Genomic DNA, 9,943 nt, shown 5'->3' with positions numbered 1-9,943 from the left:
GAGCGCGGCACCATCGGCCAACTGCCCGACGGCCGCCCCAACGGTTTCCTGGTGGACGCCGGCTGGGACCGGGTGGCCGCGAAAATGCCGGTGCCGGGGCCCGAGCAGATGCTGCGCGCCGCGCAGTCGGCCCTGCATTACAACAACAGCCTGGGGATTACCGCCTGGATGGACCCGGCCGCCAACGCCGCCCCCGGCGAAGCGGTGTTCGCCCTCAAGCCCACCGAGCACACCGTCGGCGTGCTGCCGGCCTACAAGGCCCTGGCCGAGAGCGGCGGGATGACCGCCCACGTCGCCGCCCTGCTGGTGGCCAACCCCCGCAGCCGGCCGGCCGACCTCGACACCCTGGACAAAGTGCGCCAACAGTTCCAGGGCATTCCCAACCTGACCCTGCCGGGCATCAAGATCTTCGCCGACGGGGTGATCGAATACCCGGCGCAGAGCGCGGCGATGCTCGAGCCTTACAGCAACTCGCACAAACCCGGCGAACTGCTGATCGACCCGGCGCATTTTGGCGAACTGGTCAGCGCCATCGACCAGCGCGGCTGGCTGGTGCACATCCACGCCATCGGCGACCGTGCGGTGCGTGAGTCGCTGAACGGCATCGAGCAGGCGCGCAAGGATCGCCAGAGCGGCATCAGCCACTCCATCACCCACCTGCAGATGGTCAACCCCAAGGAGTTCGCCCGCTTCAAGCCGCTCAACGTGATTGCCTCGATGCAACTGCTCTGGGCCTCGGCCGACGACTACACCCTGGACATGATCAAGCCCTACGTCAGCGCCCTGGCGTTCCGCTACCAGTACCCGGCGCACTCGCTGCTCAAGCAGGGCGCGACCCTCGCCGGCGCCAGCGACTGGCCGGTGTCGTCGCCCAACCCGTGGAACGCCATGGCCCAGGCCATCACCCGCCAGGGGCCACTGGGGGTGCTCAACGCCGACGAACGCCTGGACCGCGAAACCCTGTTCTATGCCTACACCCAGAATGCCGCGCGCACCCTGGGCCTGGAACAGCAGATCGGCTCGCTGACGGCCGGCAAGCAGGCTGACTTCATCGTCCTCGACCGCGACGTGTTTACCGTGGACGAAAAGGCCCTGCATGAAACCCAGGTGCTGCAGACCTGGTTCGCCGGCCGCGAGATCTACAGCCGCCCACTCTGACCCCGCGCCACCGTTGCACCGCCTGCCCCGCGCCCTGGTGACGCCGGGGTACGGCGCCGCCTTGCCCGCTCCCCCATAACAATCACAACAACGGGATACCCATGAAGACCCTCACCCTGCTCACCCTGGGCGCCGTGTGCCTGCTGCCGCAGGCCGGCCACGCCCTGCCCCTGACCGACGACCTGGCCGTGGAGCTGGAGCTGACCCTGGCCAGCGACTACCGCACCCGCGGCATCTCCCAGACCCAGAACGACCCCGCGGCCCAGGCGGCCGTGACCCTGCTGCACAGCAGCGGCCTGTACCTGGGCACCTGGAGCTCCAACGTCGATTTCGGCGGTGGCCTGAAGACCCGCCAGGAAGTCGACTACTACGGCGGCTGGCTGTGGCAGGCCAGCGCAGACATCAGCCTGGACCTGGGCTACCTGAAGTACAGCTACCCCCGGGAAGCCCAGTTCAACCAGAGCGAGGTGTACGGCATCCTCAGCGTCTACGGGGTCAAGCTGGGGGCCTATTACTCCGACGATGCCCCCGGCATCGACAGCCAGCAGAGCACCCTGTACCGCTACCTTGGCTACGAGACCCGACTGCCCCTGGAACTGGGGCTGCAACTGCGCTACGGCCAGATGGACTTCAAGGACCCGCGGCTGATCCGCGCCTCGGGCCAGGGCGAGGACAGCTACCACGAATGGGAAGCCAAACTGACCCGGGAAATGGCCGGGCTGGAACTGGGCCTGAGCTACATCGACACCGACCTGTCCCGCAGCCAGTGCACCAGCAACTACGGCTTCAGCGACCTGTGCGGAGCGACCTGGGTGGCCAGCATCAAGAAGACCTTCTGAATGCCCATCCCGAAGGCCACCTTCGCTGGCAATGCCCCCCACAAATCCCGTAGGAGCCGGCTTGCCGGCGAAGGGGCCCGAAAGACTGGCACCCGCCTCAAGGCCGCCTTCGCTGGCAAGCCAGCGCCTACAAAAGCCCGCAGGAACAGGCCGGCAATGCGCCCCACAAACCCCGTAGGAGCCGGCTTGCCGGCGAAGAGGCCCGACAGGCATGCGCCCTGGGATCAGCCGCGCTGCAGGATGCGGTCCATCACCCGGTCGGTCTTCAGGGCTTCGCTGGCCAGGGCCGGGTGCCGGATCTGGCCGCGGATATGGGCGTTCATGCCCTGCACGTGATGCCACTGGATGTGCGCGGGGTTGTCGATGAACAGGTTCAGGGTCTCTTCGGCTTCAAGTTGCAGCGGATGCTCGTCGAACACGGAAAAAGTGATGCGCCCCTGGCTGCCGATGATTTCCACCCGGTCTACCCGGCGGTCGGCGACGAAGTTCCAGGCGCCGCTGCCCAGCGCCCCACAGGCGAAGCGCCAACTGGCGCTGACCGCATCCTCGGCGGCATACAGCCCGGCCTGGCGGGTGCTGAAGCCGGCCACCTCGACGATATCGCCCAGCAGGTACTGGAACAGGTCCAGGCCATGGCTGGCCAAATCGGCGAAATAGCCGCCGCCGGCCACTTGCGGGTCGGTACGCCAGTTGGCCGCGCCGCTGCGGTCGGCCTCGGAGGCAGCCTTGCTCAGGCTCCAGTGCAGGTGCCGGACCTCCCCGATGCGCCCATCCGCCAGCCATTGCCGCACCTGCGCAAAGCGCGGCAAGGAACGCCGGTAATAGGAGACGAACAGATGCAGCCCGGCCTGCTCGAAGGCCTGCTGCATGGCCAGGCTTTGCCCGGCATGCAGGGCCATGGGTTTTTCCACGCAGCAATGCTTGCCGGCGGCGGCCACTTGCAGGCTGTAGGCGTAATGGCTGTCGGGGGGCGTGGCGATGTACACCGCGTCCACCTCGGGGTCGTCGATCAGGGCCTGGGCATCGGTGTACCAGCGGGCAATGCCATGGCGCTGCGCATAGTCGCGCACCGCCTCGGGGCGGCGGCCCATCACCGCCACCAGCGCCGACCCCGGAACCTTGTAGAAGGCCGGACCGCTCTTGCGCTCGGTGACACTGCCGCAACCGATCATGCCCCAGCGCACGGTCTTCAGCGGCTCGGCCCCGGTGTTCATTTCGACGCTTGCAGCGCGCGCAGGTCGAGCTGGCCGTTGTGCAGCGGCGGGCACCAGTAGTAGCCCCCGGTGATCGGCCGGCTCATGCGGTACAGGCCGTCGGTGATGCCGTCTTCCAGGCCGCTCATGCGCCGCAGTTGGGCTTCGAAGGCGTTCAGGGTGTGGCCGAAGGCAAGGAACATCAGGCCACCCTTGTCACCTTCGATCCACGGCATCGAGCGGCGCACGAGAAAGGCTTCCGGGGCGAAGCTTTCCTGGGCGGTGCGCTTGACGTGGGCCGAGACCGGCGCGTCGTCCAGTTCTTCGTTGTCGCTCAGGCGCCGGCCCATGATGTGGTCGCGCTCTTGCTGGTGCATCGCGGCAAAGCCCTGGAAGTCGTGCTGCCACTGCTGGATCGCGGCAAAGCTGCCACCGCGCAGGCCGTCTTCGCCCTCGGCCAGTGCCGCGGCCACGGCGGCTTCGTCCTGAGGGTTTTCGGTGCCGTCTTCATAACCGGTGAGGTCGTGGCCGGTCTTGTGGCGGAAGGTCTCGTTCATGCCGACCAGGCGCAAGGCCGGGGCCAGGGCGGCCGCCAGCTCGTTGCTGCGGTGCAGCAGCTCGCCGCGATCATCACCGTGCAGCCAGACCCACAGCGCGTGCTGGGTCGAAGGGTTGTCCACGCCCACGCCGGTCAGCGCCGGGAACGCCTTGAGCCCCTGCACTCGCGCGCCCAGGGCCTTGACCAGTGACGCGCCAAAACCTGCCACCGCCGTTGCGCCATCCACCCGTGCCAGCAACTGGTCGAGGGCCTGGGGCAACGCCTCGATGGACTCAAGGGCAAAGAACAGGTGGCGGGCCTGGGACGGAACGGGTGCAGCGAGGATGCCGGGCTGGTAGTAACTCATGGGAACTCCTGAATAAAGGCGCAGGAGTTTACCGCCATGGGCTGCCGGCGTCAGCGTCGAAAGGGGCAAGGCTTGTCACCGCTTGCGCGGCGACGTTGCAAGGCCGTGGTGAAAAGGCCGGGCCGGGGTTGTGTAGCCGCTGCCGCAGGCTGAGAACGGCATGGGCGGCATTGCGACGCAGCAGACGCGGGGATCTTGAGGCCGCTCAAGGTTCGACGGGAGATCGCCAAGCAAGGCCCTGCGGGCCTTTGCGCAGCCTCGCGGGCTCGGCAGCGGCTACAGGGCGGCCTTCAATGCAGCGCCGCCTCTTCGCGAAAGGCGCTGGGGCTCAGGCCGGTCCAGCGCTTGAAGGCCCGGCGGAAGCTGCGCACGTCGCTGTAGCCGACCTCTTCGGTGATGCGTTCGATGGACAGCTCCGGGTTGCCCAAGAGGTTCAGGGTTCGCGCCTGGCGCACCCGTTCCAGCAGCGCCTCGAAGGTCAGGCCGTGTTCGGTCAGGCGCCGGCGCAGGGTGCGCCCGCTCATGTTCAAATCCCCCGCCACCTGCTCGATGTGGCTGCCGGCCCGCAGGTCCCGGCTCAGGGCGCGCTCCACCGCCTGGATCAGGTCCATCTTCTGGTGCACCTGGGCGCTTTCCAGTTCCAGCAGCTTGAGCGCCTGGCGCAGCGCCACCGGATGATGGTTGGGCAGCGGCGCCTGCAACCAGCGGGCCTCGATCACCATGCGCGCCTGCAGACAGCCGAACTGCACGTGGGGGCCCAGCAACCGGGTATAGAGCTCGGCATAGGCCGGCGCGGCGTGCATGAACTCCACCCGTAGGGCCTGGAAATCCGCGCTGACCAGGGCCCGGCCATAGATCAGCAGGCTGGCGAAGAACTCTTCCGCAGCAAAGATCTGCACCTCGCCGTAGGGCAGGCGGCATTGCAGCTCGACAAAGAACTCTTCGCCCTGGCGCCCGACATCGGCGCTGACGATGGTGCCGGAGGTGTGCTGATGGCGGATGCCCAGCTCGAAGGCGTCGCCCAGGGTCCGGCACAACGACAACGCATGCCCCAGCAGGCCCAGGGTGCCCAGCACATTGCGGCTGCCGACCCAGAGCCCCAGGCCCTGCTGCGGCAATGCCGCCAGGGCACGTTCGATCATCGCCACCGCCTGGCGATAGGAGATGCGCAGGGTCGGGTCCTGCAGGTCGTCCAGGGTAAAGCCCAGGCCGCGACACAGGCGCTCGGCGCTGACGCCCTTGGCTTCGGCGACATCCGCCAGGGTCTGCAGCAGGAAGGGTGAAACCAGGGCCAGCTGGTCGTGGGCATCGGCGGCTTTGATCTGCATGGGAGTGGGCTTCCGGGCCGCTTGAGCGGCTGTTTTTATTGTCGGTCAGGCACCGGTGCCAAGGCTTCACCGGCGGTTCAAGCATATCCCGTTGCCTGGGGTTTTACGGGGGAATGTAACAAAGCATTGCAAAGTGTCCGACAAAGTCCCCCTCCCTGTCCGCCAATACCCTGCCCCGCGCCCGGCCCAGGGCTTATTTCTATGGGGCGGACGGCGTGCCTGCCGCCGCGCCCCCACTAACAATAAGAATGAGCCCAACCATGCACCCGACCCGCCTCACTCGCTCCCTGCACCTGGGCGTGGCCCTGGCCGCCTGCGCCAGCCTGAATGCCCAGGCCACCGAATCCGGGGTCGACAATATCGGCCCCGGCACCGACGGCTTCTACGTACTGCCCCTGAGCCCCGACCAGCTCCCGGAGCACATGTTCGCCTTCAACCTCTACTACAACCATTACCAGGCCAGGAAGCTCGATATCAGCTCCTTTGGCGGCAAGGTCCAGGAGGTCAGGATCACCTCCGACGCGATCATCCCGCGCCTGGACTACCTGAGCCCGCTGCGGGTCCTGGGCGGGCGCCTGGGGGGCTACGTGGCCCAGCCCTACCTGCGCCAGCAGGTGTCGCTGTACGGCCAGAGCGACCGCCGCGAAAGCATGGGCGATACCACCTTCGCGCCGATCATCCTGTGGGACATGGGCCCCGACCTGACCCTGGGCGCGGCCTTGGAAGTGACCCTGCCCACCGGGCAGTACGATGCCGATCGGCTGGCCAACACCAGCAACAACTTCACCACCTACAAGCCGCTGTTCTCCATGACCTGGCTGCCCAGCGAACGCACCGAGCTGTCGTTCAAGAGCACCTACAGCTTCAACCAGGAAAACCACGCCACCCACTACCGTTCCGGGCAGATCTTGCACTTCGACTATTCGGCCAGCTACCGCCTGACCGACGACCTGAGCCTGGGGCTCAACGGCTACTACCTGAAGCAGACCACCGACGATAAACAGAACGGCAAGACCGTGACCTTCATGGGCGAGGACGTGAGTGACGGGGTACGCGGGCAAGTGTTCGCCATCGGCCCGGCGCTGCACCTGCGCTTTCTCAAGTACGCCAGCGCCGAGATCCGCTGGGCCAAGGAGTTCGATGTGGAAAACCGCCCCGAGGGCGACATGCTCTGGGCCAAGCTGACCATTCCCTTTGCCCTGTGAAACCCGCGGCAGCCTTGAAGCTGCTGCGGGCTCGGCGGGAGATCGCCAGGCAAGGCCCTGCGGGCCTTTGCGCAGCATCGCCGGAGCTCGGCAGCGGCTACAGGCGGTTGCCCCGGGACGCGTTTCGTGTAGCCGCTGCCGCAGGCTGCGAACGGCCCGTAGGGACGCGGCGTTCTTAAGGCCGACAGCGCTCCGACGGAGGATCGCCAGGCAAGGGCTATACGTGGGATCAGTACACCGGCCAGCGTTCGACGATGCGCCCGCCGCGCAGGGCCAGCAGGTCGCCAAACTGCAGCAGTACCGCTTCGCTCTGCTGCGGGCGCAGGAAGACCTGGTCGTCCACCTGCAAGCCCACGGCGCGGGAGCCGTTGACCATCTCCTGGTTGGAGCTGCGACCGAACAGCTCGTTGCTCTGCAGACCCGCCGGCGATTCGAAATCCGCCAGCCAGTGGCCGCCATAGATGAAGAAGGTCTGGCGCTGGTTGCGGTCCCACCAGGAGAACAGCCGCGACTTGTCGTCCAGGGCCGGGATCCGCACCGGCCCGGTACTCTTGAGCACCGGGGTGGCGATAAAGGCGGCCGGCACGTGCTGCTCCAGGGACGCCAGGTCGTAGTGGCTGGGCTTGAGCAGTGCGGTGCCCACCGACACTTCGCTGCTCAGGGATTCCTGCTCGTGGCGACGGTAGCTGGGGCTGCCGGCGGTATTGAGGGTCAGGCCGGCGTGCCACAGCGCCGGGTACTGCTGGCGGGTGAAGTCGACAAAACCGTTGTAGAGCGCCATGACCTGGTCGAACAGGCTTTGCGGCGAGCCCAGAATCCCCGGCACGCCCATGTCGACAAAGGGGTCGTAGCCCATGAAACCGGCAAACTCCAGGTGCCGGGGGTGGGCGCTGATCAGCGCCAGCATCTGCCCGAGCACGGCATGGTCCGCCACGCCGCCACGGTGCAGTCCCACATCCAGTTCGATGTTGATGCGCATCCGCGTGCCCAGGCCCTGGGCCAGCGCTAGGTACTGCTGCAGGCGTTCGGGGGTATCGAGCAGCCATTGCAGTTGCCGGCGCGGGTCGAACGGCCCCTTGAGCTGCTGGTAGAACAGCTCGACGGCGCGGATCGGCAGGGGTTTACCGAGGAGGATATCGGCGTCGGCAAATACCTCGGCGTCGTGGTTGAGAAACGGCTGGTGGAAGGACATCAGGCGCCGGGTACCGGCGCGCTGGGCGATGTAGGCCAGGAGCCCGGGCGATGGCAGGGATTTTTCCACCAGGCGCAGGTGCTTGCCACCGCGCTGCACCGACTGCATGACCACATCGATGTTGTGGTCCAGGCGATCCAGGTCGATCAGCATCACCGGTTGCATCGGCCCGTGGGCCTTGAGCTCGCGATTGAGCTCGGCGAAGTACGGGCTGTAGGGCAGGCCCCGGTCGCCGGGCCGCAGCCAGGCGCCGACACCGGCCAGCAAGACTCCGGCCCCCAGGGTGCCGGCCATGAAATGACGACGGTTCATTGTGCGCATCTCCTGTTCACGCCACACCCAGCACAGAGGCCAGGTGGGCGTTGATGAATTTGCCTTGCGGGTCCAGTGCCTGGCGCACCCTGGCGAAGGCTGCCCATTGCGGGTACAGCCCCTGCAGGGTGCGGGCGTTGAGGCTGTGGTGCTTGCCCCAGTGCGGGCGCCCCTGGTACTTCCAGAAGATCGGCTCCACGGCGGCGAAGAAGTTGTGGTGGTCCATGCTGTAGTGCTGGTGCACCGAGATCGAACAGCTGTCGCGACCTTCGAACATGCTCAGGGGAATGTCGTCGGCCTTGACGTAGCGGTACTCGATGGGAAACCAGGTGCGCAGGTCCTTGTCGCGGATCAGCGCGAGGATCTCGCGCAGGCACGCCGGCCCCAGGTGCGCCGGCACCGAGTACTCCATTTCGTTGAAGCGCACGCTGCGCACGTTAGCGTAGATCTGGTAGGAATCCCCCACCCGCTCATCGAAGCGCGCCAGCCAGCGCAGGCTATTGAGCAGGTGGCGGCGGGTCTCGGGGAAGTCGCTGACGTACTTGTCGAGGTTTTCGATCAGGTTGACGAACTCGTTGCCGCCCTCCTCGGCCGGATCGGTGGGCGGGGTCGGCGGCTCCGTGGTTTCGTTCAGGGCCACCGCCAGGGCGTAGTCGGAGTGGGTGACCACGAGCATTTCCCAGTGCTGGTTGTCGCGGGTCAGGTTGTCCATGTCCTCCAGCAGTTCCTCGGTCTTGCCGATCCACTGTTTTTCCCGCAGGCGATAAGCCTCGCGGTTCTGCAGGCGCACCCGGGTCGCCACCCCCAGCGCGCCGAGGGACACCCGGGCGGCGTGGAACACCTCGGCGTTGCGCCGGGGGTCGCAGTCCAGCACTTCGCCGCTGGCGGTCACCAGTTGCAGCCCGCAGACCCGGGACGAATAGGAACCGAAGCCGATCCCGGTGCCGTGGGTGGAAGTGGCAATCGCCCCGGCCAGGGTCTGGTAGTCGATATCCGCCATGTTCCACAGCGCCTGCCCCACCTCCTTGAGCGCCGGGCCCATCAGCGACATGGGCGTGCCGGCGGCGAATTCGGCTTGCAGGGTCTTGGGGTCGTGGTCCAGCAGGCCGTTGAAATAGGCCAGGGACAGCAAGGTGCCGTCGGTGGGCACCAGGGCGCTGAAGGAGTGCCCGGCACCCACCGGGCGGATCTTGCCCGGGGCCTGGCGGACCACCTGGCGCAGTTCATCCAGGTCCTTGGGCGCCAGCCGCGCCTGGGGCAGGCAGCTTTGCGCGCCGGACCAGTTGCGCCAGGGAATCAGCCGCGGGGCGCGGGCCAGTTCGGCCAGCAGCGGGTTGCTGCACAGCGCGCTGAACGCGCCGAGGGCGCCGGCCCCTTGCAGCAGCCGGCGTCGGGAAAGGTGCATGACCATGAAGGGGGAACCTGTGCTTTTTATTGGAATGAATGGCCGGACATGAAGCTGATCAGGGCCAGGAACTGCTCTTCGCTGCACTGCATGCACTGGCCCATGGGCGGCATGCCCTGGTAGCCGTTGATGCTGTGGTCCAGCAGGGTGTCGGCGCCCTGGGCCAGGCGCGGCGCCCAGGCCTTGGCATCGCCGGCCAGGGGCGCGCCGGAGGCCGGGTTGGCATGGCACAGCTGGCAGCTGCTGGCGTAGACCTGGGCCAGGGCCGGGTCGGCCGGGCTCTGGCGGGCGGCGTCGAGGCGCACGGCAGCAGGCGGTTCAGCCTCGCCGCAGGCGCTCAGCAGCAGACCCAGGGCCAGGCCCAGGGCGCTACGAATCGGTAGCCAGGAGTGGCGCCGCAACGGGC

General features: G+C 67.2%; 9 protein-coding genes. 3 read left to right on the top strand and 6 right to left on the bottom strand.

Going from position 1 to position 9,943, the window contains the following annotated elements:
- Both F6S12_RS27360 and F6S12_RS27355 read left to right on the top strand, forming a co-directional pair.
- Positions 1-1,158, top strand: a 1,158-nt coding sequence (locus F6S12_RS27360) for an amidohydrolase (RefSeq protein WP_315869530.1), incomplete at its 5' end; no start/stop codon positions are given.
- A 101-nt stretch (positions 1,159-1,259) separates the two neighbouring features.
- On the top strand, positions 1,260-1,997 hold the full coding sequence (locus F6S12_RS27355; RefSeq protein WP_019093757.1) for a TorF family putative porin: 738 nt from the start codon (positions 1,260-1,262) through the stop codon (positions 1,995-1,997).
- A gap of 224 nt (positions 1,998-2,221) precedes the next feature.
- Here the strand turns inward: F6S12_RS27355 and F6S12_RS27350 are convergent, their stop codons facing one another.
- The 3 genes from F6S12_RS27350 to F6S12_RS27340 all read right to left on the bottom strand — a co-directional run bounded on the left by F6S12_RS27350 (position 2,222) and on the right by F6S12_RS27340 (position 5,423).
- A complete protein-coding gene (locus F6S12_RS27350) occupies positions 2,222-3,190 on the bottom strand; it encodes a Gfo/Idh/MocA family protein (RefSeq protein WP_183001022.1) in 969 nt (322 codons plus the stop codon).
- Between the two features lie 17 nt (positions 3,191-3,207).
- On the bottom strand, positions 3,208-4,095 hold the full coding sequence (locus F6S12_RS27345; protein ID WP_015636122.1) for a Dyp-type peroxidase: 888 nt from the start codon (positions 4,093-4,095) through the stop codon (positions 3,208-3,210).
- A gap of 290 nt (positions 4,096-4,385) precedes the next feature.
- The gene (locus F6S12_RS27340) at positions 4,386-5,423 is read right to left on the bottom strand and encodes an AraC family transcriptional regulator (RefSeq protein WP_011061981.1); all 1,038 of its coding nucleotides are present in this window, start codon (positions 5,421-5,423) and stop codon (positions 4,386-4,388) included.
- Positions 5,424-5,683: 260 nt separating this feature from the next.
- Between F6S12_RS27340 and F6S12_RS27335 the strand changes: the two genes are divergently transcribed.
- Positions 5,684-6,628 (top strand): transporter, encoded by a 945-nt coding sequence (locus F6S12_RS27335; RefSeq protein ID WP_041118944.1) that lies wholly within the window; start codon positions 5,684-5,686, stop codon positions 6,626-6,628.
- Positions 6,629-6,857: 229 nt separating this feature from the next.
- Here F6S12_RS27335 and F6S12_RS27330 read toward each other — a convergent pair whose 3' ends face one another.
- The 3 genes from F6S12_RS27330 to F6S12_RS27320 form a co-directional block, all read right to left on the bottom strand.
- Complete coding sequence (locus F6S12_RS27330; protein WP_161467416.1) at positions 6,858-8,063, bottom strand: DSD1 family PLP-dependent enzyme; 1,206 nt, start codon at positions 8,061-8,063, stop codon at positions 6,858-6,860.
- A gap of 85 nt (positions 8,064-8,148) precedes the next feature.
- On the bottom strand, positions 8,149-9,477 hold the full coding sequence (locus F6S12_RS27325) for a D-arabinono-1,4-lactone oxidase (RefSeq protein ID WP_185073645.1): 1,329 nt from the start codon (positions 9,475-9,477) through the stop codon (positions 8,149-8,151).
- 86 nt (positions 9,478-9,563) lie between these two features.
- Complete coding sequence (locus tag F6S12_RS27320) at positions 9,564-9,938, bottom strand: c-type cytochrome (RefSeq protein WP_026020047.1); 375 nt, start codon at positions 9,936-9,938, stop codon at positions 9,564-9,566.
- Between the last annotated feature and the right edge of the window lie 5 nt (positions 9,939-9,943).

The organism is Pseudomonas sp. JV245A (assembly GCF_032424515.1).
GTDB lineage: Bacteria > Pseudomonadota > Gammaproteobacteria > Pseudomonadales > Pseudomonadaceae > Aquipseudomonas > Aquipseudomonas protegens.
The sequence above is the reverse complement of the archived record's forward strand: the minus strand, read 5'-3'. Positions and strand labels throughout refer to the sequence as shown.